The 19,850-nt window shown below is 67.1% G+C and carries 18 protein-coding genes; 8 read left to right on the top strand and 10 right to left on the bottom strand.

The window, feature by feature from the left end:
• Window positions 1–10 precede the first annotated feature (10 nt).
• The 3 genes from AC5RWX_RS02175 to AC5RWX_RS02185 form a co-directional block, all read right to left on the bottom strand.
• The gene (locus AC5RWX_RS02175; protein ID WP_493945127.1) at window positions 11–970 is read right to left on the bottom strand and encodes a cation diffusion facilitator family transporter; all 960 of its coding nucleotides are present in this window, start codon (window positions 968–970) and stop codon (window positions 11–13) included.
• Between the two features lie 224 nt (window positions 971–1,194).
• The gene (locus AC5RWX_RS02180; protein ID WP_493945128.1) at window positions 1,195–1,830 is read right to left on the bottom strand and encodes a uracil-DNA glycosylase family protein; all 636 of its coding nucleotides are present in this window, start codon (window positions 1,828–1,830) and stop codon (window positions 1,195–1,197) included.
• Window positions 1,831–2,043: 213 nt separating this feature from the next.
• Window positions 2,044–3,651 (bottom strand): molybdopterin-dependent oxidoreductase, encoded by a 1,608-nt coding sequence (locus AC5RWX_RS02185; protein WP_493945129.1) that lies wholly within the window; start codon window positions 3,649–3,651, stop codon window positions 2,044–2,046.
• 297 nt (window positions 3,652–3,948) lie between these two features.
• Between AC5RWX_RS02185 and AC5RWX_RS02190 the strand changes: the two genes are divergently transcribed.
• Both AC5RWX_RS02190 and AC5RWX_RS02195 read left to right on the top strand, forming a co-directional pair.
• Window positions 3,949–4,491, top strand: a complete 543-nt coding sequence (locus tag AC5RWX_RS02190; RefSeq protein WP_493940004.1) for a YceI family protein — start codon at window positions 3,949–3,951, stop codon at window positions 4,489–4,491.
• Window positions 4,492–4,618: 127 nt separating this feature from the next.
• Window positions 4,619–5,566, top strand: a complete 948-nt coding sequence (locus AC5RWX_RS02195; protein ID WP_493945130.1) for a D-2-hydroxyacid dehydrogenase family protein — start codon at window positions 4,619–4,621, stop codon at window positions 5,564–5,566.
• Between the two features lie 69 nt (window positions 5,567–5,635).
• On the opposite strand, the gene AC5RWX_RS02200 is transcribed toward AC5RWX_RS02195, so the two are convergent.
• Window positions 5,636–6,874: an ROK family transcriptional regulator gene (locus tag AC5RWX_RS02200; RefSeq protein ID WP_493945131.1), complete on the bottom strand. Its 1,239-nt coding sequence runs from the start codon at window positions 6,872–6,874 to the stop codon at window positions 5,636–5,638.
• Between the two features lie 52 nt (window positions 6,875–6,926).
• Between AC5RWX_RS02200 and gap the strand changes: the two genes are divergently transcribed.
• Window positions 6,927–7,946 (top strand): type I glyceraldehyde-3-phosphate dehydrogenase, encoded by a 1,020-nt coding sequence (gene gap, locus AC5RWX_RS02205; RefSeq protein WP_493945132.1) that lies wholly within the window; start codon window positions 6,927–6,929, stop codon window positions 7,944–7,946.
• A gap of 123 nt (window positions 7,947–8,069) precedes the next feature.
• On the opposite strand, the gene AC5RWX_RS02210 is transcribed toward gap, so the two are convergent.
• The 4 genes from AC5RWX_RS02210 to hpaH form a co-directional block, all read right to left on the bottom strand.
• Window positions 8,070–8,822 (bottom strand): ArsR/SmtB family transcription factor, encoded by a 753-nt coding sequence (locus tag AC5RWX_RS02210; protein ID WP_493945133.1) that lies wholly within the window; start codon window positions 8,820–8,822, stop codon window positions 8,070–8,072.
• A gap of 49 nt (window positions 8,823–8,871) precedes the next feature.
• The gene (locus AC5RWX_RS02215; RefSeq protein ID WP_493945134.1) at window positions 8,872–9,933 is read right to left on the bottom strand and encodes an alcohol dehydrogenase catalytic domain-containing protein; all 1,062 of its coding nucleotides are present in this window, start codon (window positions 9,931–9,933) and stop codon (window positions 8,872–8,874) included.
• Window positions 9,934–10,082: 149 nt separating this feature from the next.
• Complete coding sequence (locus AC5RWX_RS02220; RefSeq protein WP_494096949.1) at window positions 10,083–10,901, bottom strand: HpcH/HpaI aldolase family protein; 819 nt, start codon at window positions 10,899–10,901, stop codon at window positions 10,083–10,085.
• A complete protein-coding gene (gene hpaH / locus AC5RWX_RS02225) occupies window positions 10,886–11,671 on the bottom strand; it encodes a 2-oxo-hept-4-ene-1,7-dioate hydratase (RefSeq protein ID WP_493941273.1) in 786 nt (261 codons plus the stop codon). The genes AC5RWX_RS02220 and hpaH overlap by 16 nt, the downstream gene beginning before the upstream one ends.
• 262 nt (window positions 11,672–11,933) lie before the next feature.
• Between hpaH and AC5RWX_RS02230 the strand changes: the two genes are divergently transcribed.
• The 5 genes from AC5RWX_RS02230 (at window position 11,934) to AC5RWX_RS02250 (ending at window position 17,583) form a co-directional block, all read left to right on the top strand.
• Window positions 11,934–12,548 carry a flavodoxin family protein gene (locus AC5RWX_RS02230; protein WP_493945136.1) on the top strand — a complete coding sequence of 205 codons (615 nt, stop codon included), beginning with the start codon at window positions 11,934–11,936 and terminating at the stop codon, window positions 12,546–12,548.
• A 29-nt stretch (window positions 12,549–12,577) separates the two neighbouring features.
• Entirely contained in the window at window positions 12,578–13,882 is a 1,305-nt protein-coding gene (locus AC5RWX_RS02235) for an MFS transporter (protein WP_493945137.1), read from the top strand.
• Between the two features lie 267 nt (window positions 13,883–14,149).
• On the top strand, window positions 14,150–15,838 hold the full coding sequence (locus tag AC5RWX_RS02240) for an FAD-dependent oxidoreductase (protein WP_493945138.1): 1,689 nt from the start codon (window positions 14,150–14,152) through the stop codon (window positions 15,836–15,838).
• Window positions 15,835–17,079 (top strand): cytochrome P450, encoded by a 1,245-nt coding sequence (locus AC5RWX_RS02245; RefSeq protein WP_493945139.1) that lies wholly within the window; start codon window positions 15,835–15,837, stop codon window positions 17,077–17,079. Before AC5RWX_RS02240 ends, AC5RWX_RS02245 begins: the two co-directional genes overlap by 4 nt.
• 33 nt (window positions 17,080–17,112) lie before the next feature.
• Complete coding sequence (locus AC5RWX_RS02250) at window positions 17,113–17,583, top strand: hypothetical protein (RefSeq protein WP_493941278.1); 471 nt, start codon at window positions 17,113–17,115, stop codon at window positions 17,581–17,583.
• Window positions 17,584–17,635: 52 nt separating this feature from the next.
• Here the strand turns inward: AC5RWX_RS02250 and AC5RWX_RS02255 are convergent, their stop codons facing one another.
• The gene (locus AC5RWX_RS02255) at window positions 17,636–18,235 is read right to left on the bottom strand and encodes a protoglobin domain-containing protein (RefSeq protein WP_493945140.1); all 600 of its coding nucleotides are present in this window, start codon (window positions 18,233–18,235) and stop codon (window positions 17,636–17,638) included.
• An 84-nt stretch (window positions 18,236–18,319) separates the two neighbouring features.
• Window positions 18,320–19,849, bottom strand: coding sequence for an MFS transporter (locus AC5RWX_RS02260; RefSeq protein WP_493945141.1), 1,530 nt, complete (start codon window positions 19,847–19,849; stop codon window positions 18,320–18,322).
• Between the last annotated feature and the right edge of the window lies 1 nt (window position 19,850).

The raw sequence follows: 19,850 nt of genomic DNA on the forward strand, positions 1-19,850 counted from the left end.
ACGGCAAAATTCAATCTCCCAGCAGGGGCTGTTCGCCAGGTGTCGCCAACGTCAGGACGGCTTCTTCGATGAGGTCGTGCTCCTCCAGTGCGCGCTCCACCCGGCGCAGCGCCACCGCCACATCATGTTCGGGCAGGTCGCCGACCATATCGACCGCCGCCACCACGTACAGCCGTGAAGGTCCGACGAACTCCATGTGCAGGTAGGTCACCCGGTCCACCTCCGGATGTTGCAACAGCAAGTCGACGACGGCGGTGCGCGCCTCGCCGGTCGCAGGTTCTCCTACCAAGAACTTCCGGTTTCGGTCGATCAGCACTACCGCAATGGTCCCGAGCAGCAGGCCCACCAGGATAGACCCGATGGCGTCCGGCACCGCAGATCCGGTGATTTGATGCAGGGCGACGCCCGAAGCCGCAATGGCAATGCCGATGAGGGCCGCAAAGTCTTCAGCGAACACCGCCCGCAAAGTGGGATTGGAACTGATGACGACGTGCTCCAAGGTGTGGCGCCGGTACTGCCTGGCGCCTTTCCTGGCCTGGCGCAGGGCCTGTACAAAGGAAACCCCTTCCAGCCCGAACGCCAGCGCCAACACCAGATAGGCCACAATGAAGTCGCTGGCCGGCTCGGGGTTGGCCAGGACCTGGATGCCGTGCCACACCGAGATGACGGCCCCGGCGGTGAACAGGCCGAAGGCGGCGAACATGGACCAGACATAGGCTTCACGCCCGTAGCCGAGCGGGTGCCGTGCATCCCGCGGCTTGTTCGACCGGCGCTCGGCAATCAGCAAGAAGATTTGGTTCCCGGTATCGGCCCATGAGTGCGCTGCCTCCGCCGTCATCGACGCAGACCCGGTGAGTGCCGCGGCAACAGACTTTGCCACTGCCACCAGTGCATTGGCACAAAAGGCGATGATGACGGTCAGTACGCTGGACTTCTCCTCCGCCTCGCGCGCGGGCACCGTAGCCTTCATGACCGGCCCGGGTTCCCCTCCGCGGTCATAGCCTTATCGAGGCCCAGCACGGCTCCGCCGAGCAACCCGAAGGCCAACGCGGTCATCCACCCGGGCATCAGCGCTCCTCCCGTCCACGCTCAGGCTAGCGGCGGGGTAGCGAAATCGCTACGGCAGGAAGCCGCGCGGTGGCAACCAGGAGGAAGGCGCCCCGGGGGTCGGTGATGCTGTCGGCAGCGCGGGTGCTACTTGCCGGGGCGTCCCAATCCGGTGCGCGCCATCGCGTCCGCGTAGGCCTCATGCATGACGTCCAGCCATTCCTGCTGGCGCGCCGGGGAACCGGCGAACGCCCGGCCGCTGAGCGCCCGTACCTTGAACGTCTTGAAGCCGCGCCGCCAGAGCAGCGGGTTCTCGGTCTTCAGCAGCAGGCCGGCGAGCCGCTGGGCCTCGGTTCCATGCGCCACCAGCACCGACGCCCGCGGCACCAGGGCCAGCATCCGCAACAGCGGCTTAAGTCCGGCGCTGATCTGCTGCGGGGTGAGCTTGCCATTGGCCTCGCCCGGGGTGAACCAGGGGTGCACGTTCCACGGCATCACGTATTCCGGCCGCAGGCCCAGCTGCCATTGGAGCCCGAGCATCCGCGTCGTGGCGTCCTCATCGCCCGGCCAGATGAAGCCGGTGTCCGACGCTTGCCCAATGTTGGAGTAAAGCGACACAATCCGGCATTCATCAGCGTCGTGGATCGGGTCCACATAGGGGACCTCGGTGCCCGGCTTCTGCTCGCGCAGCTCGTCAATCAGTCGGTTGATGTCGGCGACGCCGGAATCGTACCGGCGCTCCATGAGGTCCTTGTGCTGATTGGATACTGCCGGGCTTGTCATCGGGATGCGGGTCTCCTGGACGGGAAGGGAAGGTGAACGGTGGGCGAATCGGTGTGCCAAGAACGACGGCGGTGCCCGCCTGTGGCGGGACGGCCGCCTGCCGCTGCGGGAGGCGGCTATTGAGCATAGCAACCGAAGCTGGGAGCCTCCCGCCGCCGCGGTGCGGATTTCCGCGCCCGACCTGCCTGCCCTGTGACGAAGATGACCCGGCCGTTAGTCCACCGTGAACGCAATGCTGTGCCAGCCGCTGGCACCATTCGGGGCCGGAGGCGCCGGAGTTTCCGTCTGCAGCTTGCCGTCTCCGTCCCAGGCCCGAACCCGGAGCCTGTGCTGCCCGGCGGAGACATCGTCCTGCACCAAATACCACTGTCGCCAGGTGTCCACGGAAGCCTCCGCGGCCAGTTGGGCGTCGGTCCAATCGCCGTCGTCCAACTGCACCTGCACTTTCGAGATGCCGCGGTGCTGCGCCCAAGCCGTTCCCGCGAAAGCCGTCCGGCCGGCGGCCACGCTGGCGCCGGGGCGAGGCACGTCGATCCGCGAGGCCGTCTTGATCGGGCCATGGTCCGACCAGCCGCGGCTGGTCCAATACGCCGTCTTGTCCGCAAACCGGGTGAGCTCCAGGTCCACGACCCACTTTGTGGCGGACACGTACCCGTAAAGCCCCGGCACCACCATCCGCACCGGGAAACCATGCTCCAGTGGCAGGGGTTCACCGTTCATCCCGATGGCGAGCAACGCGTTGCGCCCATCGGTGAGCACAGCGAGCGGGGTGGAAGCCGTGAACCCGTCGATGCTGGTGGACAGCACCATGTCGGCCTCCGCCAGCGGCCGCGCACGCGCCAGCAGTTCCCGCAGCGGGTAGCCCAGCCAGCGTGCATTCCCAACTAAACTCCCGCCCACTTCATTCGAAACGCAGGTCAAGGTGGTGTAGCTCTCCACCAGTTCGGCCTTGAGCAAGTCCTGGAAGTCGATGCTGATGTCTTCCTCCACCAGCCCGTGGACGCGCAGTTTCCAATCCGCCGGATCTACCGACGGGACAAACAGCGCGGTATCGATGCGGTAGAAGCCAGCGTTCGGCGTCACGAACGGAATGGCCCCGTCCACCGGCGCCCGCACTCCCTCCGGCAGCGGCTTGGCCGGCCGCGCCGGTGCCGGCAGCCCCAAGGCCTCCCGCACCTGCCGTGCGCCGTTCCGGGCCGCGGAGGCGGCGCCGGCCGCGATCCCCATCACGACCGCGGCGCCCGCCATCAGTCCTGCGGTCGCGAGGAATCGACGGCGTCCCGGATCGGATTCCCGTAGGGCTTCGTCCGCGCCGGCTCCCGCTGCGTCGGCTCCCGCTGCGCCGGCACCCGCTGCGCCGGCTCCGGGCAGGAGCCGGATCAGCCAGCGCAGGCAGAACAAGCCGGCTGCGGTTCCCAACGCCGTCGGGATGGCGTCCGCGGGCACGGAGCCGGCCCGGGTGAGGATACACACCGCCATGCCCACGCCCAGCGCTGCCACCACCAGTGCACCGGCGGTCCAGTTCCGAAGGGCCAGCACACCGATCCCCGCGGCCAACACTGCCGCAACGATCCCCATGGCGATGAACAGAACCAGTTTGTCGGCGGTGCCGAAGGTGGAGATGGCGAACTCGGTCAGCCAGGTCGGCGACAGCTCAACCACGGCGGCACCGACGGAGCCAAACGGTGAGGCGGCCGGGCCAAAGAACGCTGCGGTCAGCTCCGCCACGGCAAAGAGCACTGCCGCTGACACGATGCCCGCCACCATGGCCGGCACCCACGCCGTCAATACTGCGGCCTTCGACACTGGCGGTGCTGCCATGCCGGTCCTTGCCCTTCCATCGGTTCCGGGCCCTGCCTCCCTGCACGAAAGACACCTCGGACCCTGGTTTGATCATCTACCCGGCATGGCGCCAACACAACCACTCCCGGCAAGCTCTGTGCCTAGCGGACTGCGCTCCGGTTCAGCGGGCGCGCCGTGCGTCCTGGCCGAGCGAAGAGTTTCCTGCCCGTTTAGAAGAAATTGGTTGACACTTCAACCATCAGGTGTTATTGTAGATGCATAAGCATGAAGTTCACCCGAGCTTCAGATTCAGACTTCACAACCAGGAGGCACCACATGGCCGTTCAGCTCACCCCAGGAACATGGAACCTTGATAAGTCCCACACCGAGGTCGGCTTCTCCGTCCGCCACGCCGGCATCAGCAAGGTGCGCGGCCAGTTCACCGACGCCGACGCCACCCTCGTGGTCGGCGACAGCCTGGCCACGTCCTCCGTCGAAGCCGTCGTGAAGACCGCCTCGTTCGACTCTAACGACGACAACCGCGACGCCCACGTCAAGGGCGAGGACTTCTTCAATGTGGAGCAGTACCCGAACATGACCTTCAAGGCCACCAGCGTCGAGGGCAGCCCGGAAGAGTTCAAGCTGGCCGGCGAGCTGACCATCAAGGACACCACCAAGCCCGTGGTCTTCGACGTCGAGTTCGGCGGCATGGCGGTTGACCCGTTCGGTGCGACCCGCGCCGGCTTCTCGGCCACCACCCAGATCTCCCGCAAGGAATTCGGCATCACCTGGAACGCTGCCCTGGAAGCCGGCGGCGTGCTGGTGGGCGACAAGGTCACCATCACGGTGGACTCGGCCTTCGTCCTGCCGTCCAACTAATTCCCGCGCCACGCAGGGCAGGGTCCGGAGATTCGGACCCTGCCCTGCGTCGTTTAACTCTGTGGTGCACGCTCTGGCGCCGTGCCGTCTCTTCGGCGGCGGCCTGGGTCGCCGCTAGGCTGTCACCGTGAAAATCGCGATCCTCGACGACTATCAGGACGTAGCGCTCCGCAGTGCCCCGTGGGAGCAGTTGCCGGCGGGCGCCGCCGTCGAACGCTTTACTGACCATCTCGACGACGTCGGTGCGCTCGCCGAGCGCCTGGCCGGGGCGCAGGTGGTGGTGACTATGCGCGAGCGGACGCCGATGACCGCCGAACTGATGGACCGGCTGCCCGGCCTCAAGCTGGTCACGACCACCGGAATGCGCAATGCCTCGATCGACTTGGATGCGGCACGCGAGCGCGGGGTGACCGTGTGCGGAACGCAAAAAGGGACCGCGGCGCCCGCCGAGCTGGCCTGGGCGCTGGTGATGGCTGTGGCCCGGGAGATCCCGCAGAATGACCGGGACGTGCGTGCCGGGGTCTGGCAGGCCAGGATGGGAATCGATCTGGCCGGGTCAACGATCGGGTTGCTCGGTCTCGGCAGGTTGGGCCAGCTGATGGCTGGCTACGCTTCGGCCTTCGGGATGGACGTGCTGGCGTGGAGCCCGCATTTGACCACAGAGCGCGCCGCGGAGCACGGGGCGAAGCTGGTGTCCAAGGAGGACCTGTTCCGCCGTTCGGACATCGTCAGCATCCACCTGAAGCTCGCGGAATCGACCGTGGGGATGGTCGGAGCCGCGGAACTGGACCTGCTAGGTGCAGCCGGCAGGCTGGTCAACACGTCGCGCGGACCGTTGGTGGATGAGGCGGCTTTGGTTGCGGCGCTGGCCGAGGGAACGATCGCCGGGGCGGCCCTGGATGTCTTTGACGTGGAGCCGCTGCCGCAGGACAGCCCGCTGCTCGGCGCGCCCAACCTGATCCTCAGCCCGCACATCGGTTTCGTCACCGTGGAGGCCCACCGGCTGGGCTACACCCAGATGCTCGAGGACATCCTGGCCTACCTCGACGGCGCACCGATCAACGTCCTGACCTGACCGCCCCGCGGGAGGGCACCCTGGCGCCGCCGGGAGGCAGCGTTGGCGCGGCCGCCTTCGTGCCGTGGATCAAGCCGATGCGTCGGCCGGGGCCAGTTCCATCGCGTGTTCCTCCACGTAGTCCAGTGCCAGCCGTACGGCACCGGTGGCCACTATCGCATCGCCGAACTCGGAGACCGCCACGCGCGGAGGGGTTGCGGTAAGCCGGGGGAGTTCGCGGGTGATGGTGGGCAACAGGGCCGATGCCGAAGCCGCCACCGCGCCGCCAATGACCACCAGTTCGGGATTGAAGAAGGTCCCAAGTACGGCGATCACCCGGGCCATTCGCAGGCCGATCCGTTCCAGGATCCCCTGCGCCACCTCGTCCCCGCGCGCCGCCGCCTCGAACACGAAACGCGCCGAGACCCGGCTGGTTCCCGGTCCTACCAGTTCGCGGATCAGTGTTGGCTTGTCCGCGGCGAGGGCCTCGTTGCCCCAGTAGCGGGCGAGCCGGGCGATGCCGTCCTGGCTGCCCACCCCGTCCACCAGTTCGAGGGTGCCCACTTCGCCGGCGCCCCCGTTGCAGCCGTGCAGCAGACGTCCCGATTCAATCAGCCCGGTGCCCAGGCGCTCGCCGGCCAGCATGACGGCCAGGTCGTCGACCCCCGTTCCCACGCCGCTCCAGCGTTCGGCCAGTGCCGCCAGATTGGCGTCGTTCTCCAGGAGGACCGGCCAGCCGTAGTCGGCGAAGACGTCGGTCTGCAGGCCAATGTCGAAGTGCTCGGACAGTTCGTGCCCGGCAGCCACGTTGCCATGTCGGTCCACCACCGTGGAAACGCCGATGGCGGCGGCCAACACGGCGGACGGCGCCAGCCCAGCCTCAGCCAGCGCGCTGGCGACAACCTGCTTAATGGTGGCGCGTCGTGAGGCTGCGCTGGCGGGCGGCTTCTCGAACCGCTCGGACGCCCTGGCCAGGGTCCGGCCCTTCAGATCCGCCACCAGTGCGGTGGCGGTGGCCATGCCTACGTCCATCCCCAGCACGCAGCCGGCAGCCGGGTTGAATTCGAACCGCCGGGCCGGTCTGCCCTTTGTCGTGCCCACAAGGCGTTCACCCGGCAGTTCGCGGACCCAGCCGCGGGCCGCCAGGTCGTCGCAGACCGCTATCGCGGTGGCGCGGGTGAGTCCGGTCGCCGCGATCAGGTCCGTGCCCGTCACCGCGCCGTTCGCCCGCATCACGGACAGCACGGCCTTCAAGTTGGCCAGCCGCAGCACCTGCGGAGTGGTGGCGGTGGAGCTCACATCGTTCCCCTTGACCTTGTTCGGCAGCATCAGCATAATAGTAATGGAACATAAATTTAGACGCTAAATAAAAGGAGTTCCTGTGGCAGTGCGGATTGGTATCAACGGTTTCGGACGGATCGGCCGGAACTACTTCCGGGCCGCCATGGCGCAGGGAAAACTGGGCTCGGACCTGGAGATCGTGGCCATCAACGACCTCGGCTCGCCGGAAACGCTGGCCCACCTGCTTAAGTACGATTCGGTCGTCGGCCGGCTGGCTGCCGATGTGGTGGTTGCCGACGGCGATCTGGTGGTGGACGGCAAGGTCGTCAAGGTCCTCGCCGAACCCGATCCCGGCAACCTGCCGTGGCGTGAACTCGGCGTGGACATCGTGATCGAATCCAGCGGCCGCTTCACCTCGGCGGCGGATGCGGAAAAGCATCTAGTGGCCGGCGCGCGCAAGGTCCTGATTTCCGCCCCGGCCAAGGGGGACGTGCTCAGCGTGGTGATGGGCGTCAATGAGGGGGAGTACGACGACGGTGCGCACCACATCGTCTCCAATGCCTCCTGTACCACCAACTGCCTGGCCCCGCTGGCCAAGGTGCTGCACGAGAACTTCGGCATCGAGCAGGGCTTAATGACCACCATCCACGCCTACACCGCGGACCAGAATCTGCAGGACGGCCCGCACCGGGACCTGCGCCGGGCCCGCGCCGCCGCCATCAACATGGTCCCCACGTCCACGGGCGCAGCCAAGGCGATCGGGCAGGTGCTGCCGGAGCTGAAGGGCAAGCTGGACGGGTTTGCCATCCGTGTGCCGGTGCCCACGGGCTCCGCCACCGACCTGACCGTCACCGTGAGCCGCGAGGTCACAGTGGAGGAAGTCAACGACGCGTTCAAGGCAGCCGCCGCGGACCCGCGCTTGGCCGGCATCCTCACCTACACCGAGGACCCGATTGTATCCTCGGATATCGTTACCGATCCGGCCTCGGCCATTTTCGACTCCGGCCTGACCAAGGTCATGGGCAACCAGATCAAGGTCATCGGCTGGTACGACAACGAGTGGGGCTACTCCAACCGCCTGGTGGACCTGACCTCCCTGGTGGCCGCCAAGCTCTCCTAACCGCGGCACTCCGGGGTTCGCCCCCAGGCTCCCCGCGGGGTCCAGTCCCGCCTTGACTGTTCAGCAGGCGCCCTTTTCAGCCGTGAAAAGGGCGCCTGCTGATTTTTCGATGGGGCCTTGGGGTCAGGTGTACATCAACGAACCCGGGGTGGTGAGCAGTTCGCCGGTTTCCAGCCAGGTCTTCAGCCCGGAGAGGATCATGGGCCAGCCGCCGTACAGCTGTTCGTTCGCGCCGTCGCGCAGCTGGTCGTGCGTGACCGTGAGCCGGCAGGAGTCCTCTACCCGTTCGATCTCCCAGGTCACCCGCGATGTGCCCTCGGCGATCACGTCCTCGCCCCAGAGCGCGCGCATGGTCTGCACCAGTCGGCGCGGCGGGTCCACTTCCAAGTTCTCGCCTTCGCCCAGCGGGGCGTCCGCGCGGAGGTTGGTCATGGTGTAGCTGGAGCCCGGTGTCCAGTCGGTCTCGATCCGGTTGCCGAAGGTGTACTTGCTCCTGATCTCGCTGTCCGTGATGGCCTCCCAGAGCTTGTCCGGAGTTGTGCGGATATAGATCTCAAAAATCTTTTCCATGGGGTTTTCCAATCGGGATTTGAGGTCGCTCAGCGCAGCGGCCCATGGCTGTGCATACTTGCTCACCCAGCGGTCGTGGATGAGCCGGATGGGCACCGGATTGAGGAAGTGGAGCTTTTCCCGGCCGCGGCGGCGGGTGACCACCAAGTTGGCCGCTTCCAGTTGCTTCAGGTGCTTCATGACGCCGAAGCGCGTGATATCGAAGTGCGCTTCGAGTGCAGCGAGAGTCTGCCCGTCCTCGCGGAACAGTTCATCCAGCAATTCGCGCCGGGTGGGATCCGCCAAAGCTTTGAACACGGCATCCATCAGCCCATGATAGGTGACCATTTGGTCACATGTCGAGGGCTTTTCTGTGTCAAAGGTCAGGCTGCAGCACGGCTTTGATCAGCGGCCGTCCGAGGGCGTCGATGCTGCCGTCCGCGGTCAGGCGCAGCGCCTCCAGGGCCCGGTCCATCGGATAGGGCGTGATGAGGCGCTCGCCCAGGTCCGGCAGCCTGGCGAGGAAAGCAAGGGCCTGCTCGAAATCCGATCGGATGGAGATATAGCTGTGCAGGACGGAAAGATTCTTGCTGGTGCGGACCACGGGCGCCGGGGCGGTGCCGGTGGCATACATCGCCACCATGACCAGGCGGCCGCGGGGCCGCAGGTCCTGGACCGCCTGCGCCAGATTCAAGCCCGAGCCGGTAGCTTCAACCCATGCATCGTAGGTGTCCGGCAGCTGCCCGGTGGTGCTGTCCAAGCCAAGGCTTTCGGCCAACGCAACTCGAGCCGCATGCCCGGGGCCCTCACGGCCGATCATCGTCACCTCGGCGCCGGCGCGCTGTGCCATCAGACCGGCGAGCAAGCCAATGCTGCGGGTAGTCGAAATCGCCACCCGCTCCCCGGGCTGGATCCGGGCCACGGTAAAGACCGCGCGCCAGGCGATGGAAGCGGGCTCGGCGAGAACCGCGGTGGTATCCGGAACCGACTCCGGCACGGGCACCAGATTCCGCCACGGAACCAGCGCCCGCTCGGTTGCTTGGCCGTGCTGGGTCAATCCGAGTCCGGAACGCTTGGCGCACAGGTGCGGCTGGTCCGCCCGGCAGGCCTCGCAGTGGCCGCAGCCCACGGTGGAAATCGGCACTACACGGGTCCCGGGCGCGAGCCATTCCGGAACCAGCAGCCCGGCGCGGATCACAGCGCCTACTGACTCGTGTCCAAGAACCGTGCCGAGCGGAACCGAATCCGCTGCCGGGTCGGCACGGTAGACAATGACGTCCGATCCGCACAACCCGCAGAGGCTGACCCGGAGCTCCACTTCATCCGCCCCGGGTGCCCGGAGCGGATGGTCGATCAGCCCGACACCGCCGGGCTCGGCCGAGATACGCGCCAAGGCGGGGTTCATGCCCGGCTGGCCCAGCGTGCGTGCAGCTGCCACTGCTCAACCTCCTCGGCCACGCCCAGATTCATTGCTCCGATTTTAACGCCGGGGCTGCGCAGGTTTAACGCCGGGGCTGCGCAGGACGACGGCGGCGCTTGGGTGGGCTGCGAAACCCAACCCAAGCGCCGCCGTCGTTGTTGGCAGGATCAGTAGCTGGCGGGAGTGCCGGCTGCGCCGTCCCCGTCCGGTGGGAGGTACTTGGCGGCCAGCGCTTCGGAGCCGCGGGCCAGCAGCGCCACGTCGGCGCCGACGCCCACAAAGTCGGCGCCCCACTCCATATAGCGGCGGGCCGAGCCTTCGGCGAAGGCGTTGACCCCCACGAACTTGCCGGCCGCTTGGGCCGCCTTCAGCGCCTTCTCCACGCCGGCAACCACTTCGGGGTGCTCCTGCTGCCCGATCACGCCCATCGACGCGGCGAGATCCGACGGGCCGATGAACACGCCGTCCACGCCGTCCACCGCGGCGATCTCCGCGGCGTTCTCCACGGCCTCCGCGGACTCGATCTGCACGATCAGCGTGAGCGTCTCCTGGGCGCGGGTGAGGTAGTCCGGGATCCGGTTCCAGCGGGCCGAACGGGCCAGCGCGGAACCGACGCCGCGCACACCGGCCGGCGGGTAGCGGGTGGCTGCCACGGCCGCCCGGGCCTGCTCGGCCGTGTGCACCATCGGGATGATCAGCGTCTGCGCGCCGAGGTCCAGGTACTGCTTGATCAGCACCGTGTCGTTGACCGGCGGTCGGACCACCGGGATGCCGGGGTAGCCGCGCACCGCCTGCAGCTGGGCCAGCACGGACTCCAGCCCGTTGGGGGAGTGCTCGGCGTCGATGAAGATCCAGTCGAAGCCGGCGCCGGCGCACAGCTCTGCGATCAACGGCGAGCCGGAGCAGACCCAAATGCCGGCCAGCGGGCGGTCGGCGGCAGCCAGCGCGTCCTTGAAGGACGGGTCGGGTTCTACTCGAAACGGCATGTGATGGTTCCCAGCTGTCCGTAGTCCGCGAACACGGTATCGCCTGCGTGGACCCACATCGGGCGGGTGAAGGACCCGGCGAGGATGGTTTCGCCGGCCTTGAGGTGGTCGCCGTGCGGGGCGATCTTGTTGGCCAGCCAGTAGACGCCGGCGGCCGGGTGGTTGAGCACGCCGGCGGCCACGCCGGTCTCTTCCACGGTTTGGTTCTTGTACAGGATGGCGGAGATCCAGCGCAGGTCTACGTCCTGCGGGCGGACCGGGTTGCCGCCGATCACCATGGCGCCCATGGCGGCGTTGTCCGAAATGGTGTCCACGATGGTGCGGCCTTCCATTTCGATCCGCGAGTCCAGGATCTCCAGCGCGGGAACCACGTACTCGGTGGCGTTCAGCACGTCGAAGATGGTGGCATTGGGGCCCTTGACGTCGCGGTTGAGCACAAAGGCCAGTTCCACTTCGATGCGCGGGTGGGTGTACTGGTCCCACTGCACGGTGCAGCCGTTCTCCAGGATCATGTCGTCGAAGATGATCCCGTAATCCGGTTCGCTGATGCCGGTGGCGTACTGCATGGCCTTGGAGGTCAGCCCGATCTTGCGGCCGGCCAGGGTTCGCCCGGCGGCCTCGCTGCGCTCCCGCCACAGGTTCTGCACCTTGTAGGAGTCCTCAATGGTCATCTCCGGGTAGCGGGCCGTCAGCCGTTGCACCGGCGTCCGGGTCCGTCCCGCCTCCACCAGCTCGTCGGCGATGGACTCGATCGTTGACTGGTCAAGCATGCTTGTGGCACCACTTCCTTGTTCCTCAGGGCCGCAACTGGCCCTTCAGCTGGGCGGCGGTGCGGTCCCGGCGCCGCACGGGGAGGGCGCCAGCACCATCTTACGGTGGCGCGTGTCACCCCTTGTAAGTTGGTTACGGCGTGAGGGAACAAGGACGGCGCTGCCTCCTTCGAGTGCTTCGGCACGCCGCTGCGTGGCCGGCTTTCGGAGCCTGCGGCGGCGCGCCCTTTCGCCGAGGCAGCCTAACCTGCAGAATGGCGCCATGGAGGAGACAACACTCAACGCCCTGGCCCTGGTGTGCACTCTGACGCCGTCGCCCAAACCGTCCAGCAGCGAACTGCTGGCCCGGCAGGTCATCACGCACCTGTCCCGGCAGGACGTCGCCTGTGAGCTGCTCCGGGTGGTGGACCATGACGTCAAGCCCGGCGTGCAGACGGACATGGGCGACGGCGATGCCTGGCCGTCCATCCGCGCCAAGGTGCTGCAGGCAGACATCCTGGTGCTGGCTACGCCGATCTGGCTGGGACACCCGGCCAGCCTCGCCCAGCGCGTGCTTGAGCGGCTGGACGCCGAGCTCTCCGAAACCGACGAGGCCGGCCGGCCCAGCATGTTCGACAAGGTCGCGCTGGTGGCGGTCGTCGGAAACGAAGACGGCGCACACCATGTCACGGCCGAGCTGTACCAGGGACTGGCCGACGTCGGCTTCAGCATCCCTGCCCAGGGGTCCACGTACTGGGTGGGCGAGGCGATGCATGGCACCGATTTCCAGGACCTGCCGGAGACTCCCGAGGTCACGGCGGCGACCACCGCAACGGCTGCCCGGAATGCCGTTCATCTGGCCCGGCTGCTGCGCCGCGAGTCCTATCCTGTCGGGTAACGCGGCCCGCCCCCGGCTAGGGTAGGCAGGTGAACTCCTTCCTCCGCAAGCCCTGGACCGGACGGATCGGGGCGCTGCTGGGCATCCTGACCATGGCGCTCAGCCTGCGCGCTGCGGTCTCCGCGGTGGGCCCGCTGCTGGGTGAACTGGGCCCGGAGCTGGGCTTCGATGCGACCACCATCGGCGCGCTGGCCATGCTGCCGCCGCTGGTCTTCGCGGTGGCCGGCTTGTGCACCCCGGCGCTGATCCGCTGGCTCGGGCTGGAAAAGGTGCTGGTCGCGGCCGTGCTGCTGGCAGTCGCCGGCCAAGTGGGCCGCGCCGCCGTCGACGGGGTCTGGCCCTTCCTGACCCTGAGCGCGGTGGTGATGGCCGGATACGGCATGGGGAACGTGGTGCTGCCGCCCCTCGTGCGGAAATATTTCCCGGACCGCATAGGGGTGGTCACCGCAGGCTACGTGACGCTGCTGGCGGTGGGCACGGCCATGAGCCCCCAGTTCTCGGTCCCGTTGGCGGAGGCCGCTGGCTGGCGGGTCTCGCTTGCCCTCTGGGCGTCGGTCAGCGCCGTGGTGCTCATTCCGTGGGCGGTGCAGGCGGCACGCGACCGCCGGAAGGGCAGGACCTACGACGGCGGTGCCTCGGCTGCGGCCGCTTCCTCGCCTACGCCAAAGAAGCTGAACCCGTGGCGCTCGCCGGTGGCCTGGGGCCTGGCCATTTTCCTGGCCGGCAATTCCGCACAGACCTACGTGTACTTCACCTGGTTGCCGCCGTATCTCACCGAGCACGGCATCGACGCCGCGACGGCGGGTTCGGCCTTGGCCTACTTCGCCATTCTGGGGCTGCCCGTCAGCCTGCTGGTGCCGCTGATTGTGCCCCGGCTGAAGCATCCGATCGCCGCCATCCTGGTCTTCACCGTGTGCTGGATGGGCGGGCATGCTGGACTGCTGCTGTCGCCGGACAACGGCACCTGGTGGTGGGTGACGCTGTCCGGGCTGGGGCAGGGCACCTTCGCCGTGGCATTGCTGATGGTCAATCTGCGCTCGCGCACCGTCCACGGCTCGGCCGTGCTCTCCGGCTTCAGCCAAGGCCTCGGTTACGCCGGTGCCAGCGTGGCTCCGCTCTTGTTCGGGGTGGTCCACGAATCTACCGGCTCGTGGACCGCATCCTTTGCCATGCTGGGCGCCTGCATTGTGGTGATGCTGGTGGGAGCGGTCATGATCAACGGCCCGCGCCGCATTGAGGACCCGCCGGGGGACGGCCGCAGGCGCAGGACCCCGCTCGACCCGGTGGACGCCACGCAGACGCCACCGCCGGTGGCAGGCCGGCTGCCCCGCTGATCCGGCTGAAGCCCGGCAAGCGGCCCACCTCCTGTCCCCCAGGGTGACAAGCCGTGGGCCGATAACCCGCCTGAATTCACTTCCGCCGCCCGTCCGCGGGGCCTAGACTCGATTCATCCGGATCACGGATCACATTGAGGCCCCTGCCCGGGCCCGCCTCAGGGGCTTGAAAACCTGCCGGGACAAGGGGCGCCGCGGTTCACTCCTCGTAAGACACCGGTCGAACGGCGGACGGCGGCCGCAGCCGGCAACAGGAAGAAGTTCGGCATGCGGATTGCCGTCGATCTCACCAAGTGCCAGGGCTACGCCCAATGCGCCTTTCTCGCCCCGGAGGTCTTCCGCATCCAAGGGGATGAGGCGCTCACGTACGACCCCGACCCTGACGAGGCAGAACGCACCCGCATCCGGCGCGCCGCCGCTGCCTGTCCGGTTCAGGCCATCACCTTAGAACAGGCGGACGGGCCGGATGGATCGCACCATCCGGAAACGGGGTCCGGGACGGCTGACACCACTGGGGACGCCGGCGACACGTTCAAGAAAACAGGCCGGATCGTCATCGTTGGAGCATCCCTGACCGGGCTGCATGCAGCAGAGCGGCTGCGCGAGGAAGGGGTCACCGGCTCGCTGACCCTGGTCGGCGCAGAACCGCACGAGCCTTACGACCGGCCGCCGCTGTCGAAACAGCTCCTGGCCGGGTCGATGCGCTCGGCAGATACCTCGTTGCCCCAACGCCGGGACATCGCTGCGACCTGGCGGCTGGGAGTCGCGGCGACAGGTCTGGACCTGCCGGCGAAGCAAGTTGAGCTCGCAGATGGCAGCCGGATCGAATTCGACAAGTTGTTGATCGCCACCGGTCTGCGTTCCCGCCCCTGGCCCCACCCGGCGGAGGCGGCACTGGACGGTGTGTTGACCTTGCGCACCCGGGAGGACGCTTCGAAGCTCCGGCAGCTCCTGGCCGCCCGACCGCGCCGGGTGCTGGTCATCGGCGCCGGATTCATCGGTTGCGAGGTCGCATCGGTGTGCCGTGAACTCGGTCTGCCGGTCACCGTAGTTGAGGCCGGTCCCACACCGCTCGTCGCCGCCCTCGGTGGCACGATCGGCGCCATCGCCGGGGAGTTGCAGATCGAGAAGGGCGTGGATCTGCGCTGCGACGTCCGGGTCACTTCGCTGGAAGGTGATGCCGCAGGACAGCTGCGCCGGGCCGTCCTGTCCGACGGGACAACAGTAGAGGCCGAGGTGGCGGTCGCCGCGCTGGGCTCCGTGCGGAATGTCGAATGGCTCGCAGAGTCCGGGTTGGCGTGCGGCGTGTGGGGCGTTGCCTGCGACGCCGGCTGCCGTGCCTTCGATGCGAACGGGCTGGTCACCGACGACGTCTTCGTCGCCGGGGACATAGCGCGCGCCCCGCAGCCGATGTACGGCTACCAATTCCTGGCCGTTGAGCACTGGGGCAACGCCATCTCGCAGGCCGAGGTTGCGGCGCACAATATGGTCAGCCGCGAGACCGACCGCTGGCCGCACCTTGCAGTGCCGCAGTTCTGGTCGGTCCAGTTCGGCACCGAAATCAAGAGCGTCGGAGTTCCCTCGGCGGCTGATGAAGTGGCCATCGTCCAAGGATCGGTGGCACAGCGGCGCTTCCTGGCGGTCTACGGCTACAAGGGCCGCATCGTGGCGGCCGTCGCTTTCAACCAGAACAAGTGGCTCGAATTCTACGAACCGTTGATCGAACAGGCCGCGACCTTCCCTCCCTCGTTCCACCACGTGGACGAGTCGGCCGATGGACAGCCGGTACCGGCCGGCTTCAGGCCAGCGGTCAGCCCCACCCAGGACGCAACCGTCGTGGTGACCGGCCACGACCCCAACGAACGCCGAGCCAAATTGACCAACCGCGCTGCCGGTGACACGCCGTCCCGCAGACCGGCAGAAACCGCGCCACGATCCAAGGAGCATTCACCATGACCCAAGCCAGCTTGTGGGAGCAGGTCCTCGATTATTCCAACCGGGCCAACCCCTACCGGTTTTACGCTGAACTCCGCAAGACACCGGTGACACGGCTTCCGGACGGCACCTACCTGGTCAGCACCTACGCAGAAATCGCCTCGCTGCTGCACGACCCGCGGTCCAGCTCCGAGATCAGCCGCAACGCCGCCGCAGCCGCCGCCGGCGTCTCCGGGGAGGAGGGTGATGGCGCCGTCATGACACCGACGTTCCTGATGATGGCTCCGCCCGATCACGACAGGTATCGCCGGATGACCATGCGCCATTTTGGACCGCCCACCACGCCCGGCCGGATCGCCGGGATGGAGCCCCGGATGAGGGAAATCGTCACCGACCTGATCGATAAGATGGCGGGCCGCAGCAGGATCGACGTCGTCGATGAGCTGGCCTATCCGCTGCCGGTCACGGTGATCTGCGAGCTGCTCGGCGTGCCTGCGAGCGACAGGCAGCGCTTCCGGGTCTGGGTGGACATCGCCCTGCAATCCACCGACCCCGGCCTCGACCCCGAAACCCAGCAGAAAAAGCGGGCGGAAGCCGGCGCGGAGCTTCGCGCTTTTATGGAAGAACTGGTGGAGTCCCACCGGAAGTCACCGGGCGAAGACATGCTCTCGGCGATGGCCACTGACGAGAGCCCGGACGGCCGATTGCCCGCAGAGCAGCTGGTGGGCACCGGCCTGCTGCTGCTCATAGCCGGACACGAAACCACCGTGAACCTCATCGCCAACGGCGCACTGACCCTGCTCCGCCACCCGCTCGAGCTCCAGAGATTGCGCGAGGACCCGGACCTGGCCATCCCGATGGTGGAGGAGCTGCTGCGCTACGAACCGCCCGTGCACTTCGTCCCGTTCCGCACCGCGCTCGACGATATCGACATCGCAGGCACCACCATCCCGGCGGGCGCCTCCTTCACGCTGCTCCTGGCCGCAGCCAACCGCGACCCCGCCCACGTCACCGACCCCGACCGCTTCATCCCGGACCGGCCCAACAACGGCCATCTGGGCTTCGGCGGCGGCATCCACCTCTGCTTCGGAGCACCGCTGGCCCGGCTGGAAGCCCAGATCGCCCTCACCGAATTCGCCAGCAGAATCCAGAACCCGAGACTGGTAGAGGACCCGCCGGCTTACCGGCCCAGCCCGTTCCTGCGGGGACCGTCCCACCTTCCGATAGAGATGGACGGCATCACCGGTGAGAAGACGAGCTGAACGTAGGATGGGTCCGGACAAGGAGGCCCGATCATGGATCGCCTGCGCATTGCGGCACGGCTGGTGCTGCCTGCCATCTGGCTGGGCCTGATCACGGGAATCTCGCTGATCGAGGCACCGCTGAAGTTCCAGGCTCCCGGCATCACCATTCCGCTCGGCCTGGGCATTGGCCGGCTGGTGTTCACAGCGATGAACATTGTGGAGCTGGTCTTGGCCGGGCTGCTGTTGTTGTCCCTGGTGGGGGAGCGCGTGGACCGGCGGTTCTGGGCGCTGGTTGGGGGCGCCGTCGTTGTGCTCGTGGCCAAGGTTATGGTGATCCGGCCGCTCCTCAACCGGCAAACGGACTTGGTGCTGGCCGGCGCTGACGACGGCGGTTCCGCCCTCCACTACCTGTACATCGCAGCAGACGGCGTGCTGATCATCCTGCTGGTCTCGATGCTCATCGCCGCGGCACGCCGCTGGGTTCCCACGCCCGCCCTCGAACCGGAGCGACGCCGGCGCTGAACCGCCTGCCGGCGCCGGCTGGCCGGGGTCGGCACCCGCAAGCCACCGCCGGTTACCACTCGCCCTGGAGCGTGTAGGGCCGGGACCACAATGCAATCTGCAGGACCACGGCCTTCAACCAGGCCTGCATCATCGCATCCACGTCCTGCGCGGAATCGCTGCCACGTGACAGGAAAGGCCGCATCGTGGTGACCACCGGCCCGATCAGCGCGATGAGATAACGCAGCGGGACAACCTGGGTGGACCCGACATGGTCGGTGGCGTTCTTATGCTCGGGAGTGTGCCGCAGGGCAATCTCGTTCTGGTAGTCCAGCCATTCCTGGTCGTAGGGCTTGGTGCAGGTGTCCCGGATCCACTGGCCGAACCGCTGGCGGACAGCCGTCAGATAGTCCTCGATCGGTGGGCCGTCCGGCCGGGAAAAGTGGGCCACCAGGTGGGGCTGCCCGGCGATGAAGCGGTACCAGACGTCGAGGACGTCCTCCACCTGGCCGTCGAGGATCTCGCCGGCACGGCGCAGCATGGCGGCGTCGTCTTCTCCTAACATGACGCTCGCCTTGAGGTCTTCGAGCTCGGCCAGCGTGACCGGCGAGGTGGACACCGCGCCGTACTCGTAACCTGGAATGCTTGAACCGCTGGATGCATGGACCGACATGACAGTGCCTTCGCTGAAAGGATTTGTGGTGAATGGCGCCCTGAACGGCCATTAATACTCCGCGGCGCCGGTAGGGTCAACGAGTCAGTTGCCGAAAGCAGGCGGTGCGACTTCGTCCGGCCGGGCTTCTCGTTCCTTCTTGCTGCGCTCGGTCGGCACGGTGACGATGATCGAGGCGATCGCGATCACGACCATAAACACATTGAACAGCAGCCCGACGGCGCCGCCGAAGCGCAGCGCCACGTTGTCCTGCCGGCCGATGAACAGCCCCCAGGACTGGATGATGCGGGGGTCCACCGCTTGGGCCGCTACGTACAGGGCAGCGGAAATGGCGACGCCGATGGCGTTGCCCAGCGAGGACGCCATCTTGTAGATGCCGGAGGCCGCGCCGACCTGGGCATCGGGAACGTTGGACAGCGCCGCATCGGTGGAGGGGGTCGCGTAGAAGCCCAGGCCCACGCCGAAGAGCGTGAACCCGATGACGGTGAGCACAATGTACTCACCGATCCGCAGGAAAGTGGTGGAGCACAGCAGGATGCCCACGCCGGTGATCATGCTGCCCCACAGCATCGGCTTTCTTGGGCCGAAGCGCTGCAGCAGTTTCTCGCCGACGCGGATGGTGGCCAGGATGGCGATCAGATAGCCGAGCGTTAGCAGTCCCGACTGCAGCGAATTCATGCCGGCGGCAACCTGCACCAGTCCCAGCGCCACGATCAGGGTGCCCGCGGCGCCGTTGAGCAAGAAGTTGGACAGCGTCGCGCCGGTGAAGGTGCCGTTGCTGAAGAGCTTCAGGTCCACGAACGAGTAGCTGCGGTGCGTCTCGATCTGCAGGAAGAGCAGACCGAACACCACGAAGGCAGCCACCAGGGCCAGGCCGGGCCCACTGAACCAGCCGATCACCGGCCCTTGCGAAATATAGACGTTGATGGCCACCAGCATGATGATGAAACACGCCAGCCCGCCCCAGTCGAAATGGTGAGCGGCGGCGTCGGGATCTGCTGCGGCCTGCGACTCCGGCGTGCCGCGGAGCAGGAACAGCGCCAGCACGGACAGCACGATCGAGATCCAGAAGATGGACCGCCAGCCCAGGAAGGAGGAGGCCATCAGCCCGCCGAACAGCGCGCAGAAACCGGATCCGCCCCAGGAGCCGATGGACCAATACGACAATGCCCGCTGCCGGTCCTTGCCCTCGTAGTAGCTCTTGATCAGCGCCATCGTCGAGGGCATGATGCACGCCGCGGACAGACCCTGGATGGCGCGTCCGCCCAGCAGCATGAAGGACGTCAGCGCGCCCAGATCCTCCGGCGTCAGGGCGATCAGCAGCGACCCCAGGATGCTGAGGTAGATACCGATGTACATGATTTTGGCGCGGCCGATCCGGTCGGCCAGTCCGCCGGCGACCACGATGAAGATGCCGGAAAACAATGACGTGATCGACACAGCCAGGTTAGCCAGCGTCTGTTCGACGCCGAGCTGGTCCTTGATGCCGGGGATGACGTTGAGCAGGGTCTGGGCGAAGAGCCAGAAATTGATGACGGCCAGGACGATGCCCAGCAGCCACTTGTCGGTCGGTTTCCAGTCGGTCCGGACGGGGACCGACGTTGATGAGGTCATG

It is taken from the genome of Arthrobacter sp. SPT-J7 (assembly GCF_059089965.1).

Coding starts and splice junctions, on each gene's coding strand:
- AC5RWX_RS02210 (WP_493945133.1), bottom strand. CDS start 8,822: ATGGATGCCGTGTTCAAAGCTTTGGCGGATCCCACCCGGCGCGAATTG.
- hpaH (WP_493941273.1), bottom strand. CDS start 11,671: ATGCTTGACCAGTCAACGATCGAGTCCATCGCCGACGAGCTGGTGGAG.
- AC5RWX_RS02175 (WP_493945127.1), bottom strand. CDS start 970: ATGAAGGCTACGGTGCCCGCGCGCGAGGCGGAGGAGAAGTCCAGCGTA.
- AC5RWX_RS02200 (WP_493945131.1), bottom strand. CDS start 6,874: ATGCTGCCGAACAAGGTCAAGGGGAACGATGTGAGCTCCACCGCCACC.
- AC5RWX_RS02230 (WP_493945136.1), top strand. CDS start 11,934: ATGGAGGAGACAACACTCAACGCCCTGGCCCTGGTGTGCACTCTGACG.
- AC5RWX_RS02260 (WP_493945141.1), bottom strand. CDS start 19,849: ATGACCTCATCAACGTCGGTCCCCGTCCGGACCGACTGGAAACCGACC.
- AC5RWX_RS02255 (WP_493945140.1), bottom strand. CDS start 18,235: ATGTCGGTCCATGCATCCAGCGGTTCAAGCATTCCAGGTTACGAGTAC.
- AC5RWX_RS02180 (WP_493945128.1), bottom strand. CDS start 1,830: ATGACAAGCCCGGCAGTATCCAATCAGCACAAGGACCTCATGGAGCGC.
- AC5RWX_RS02220 (WP_494096949.1), bottom strand. CDS start 10,901: ATGCCGTTTCGAGTAGAACCCGACCCGTCCTTCAAGGACGCGCTGGCT.
- AC5RWX_RS02190 (WP_493940004.1), top strand. CDS start 3,949: ATGGCCGTTCAGCTCACCCCAGGAACATGGAACCTTGATAAGTCCCAC.
- AC5RWX_RS02185 (WP_493945129.1), bottom strand. CDS start 3,651: ATGGCAGCACCGCCAGTGTCGAAGGCCGCAGTATTGACGGCGTGGGTG.
- AC5RWX_RS02240 (WP_493945138.1), top strand. CDS start 14,150: ATGCGGATTGCCGTCGATCTCACCAAGTGCCAGGGCTACGCCCAATGC.
- AC5RWX_RS02245 (WP_493945139.1), top strand. CDS start 15,835: ATGACCCAAGCCAGCTTGTGGGAGCAGGTCCTCGATTATTCCAACCGG.
- AC5RWX_RS02250 (WP_493941278.1), top strand. CDS start 17,113: ATGGATCGCCTGCGCATTGCGGCACGGCTGGTGCTGCCTGCCATCTGG.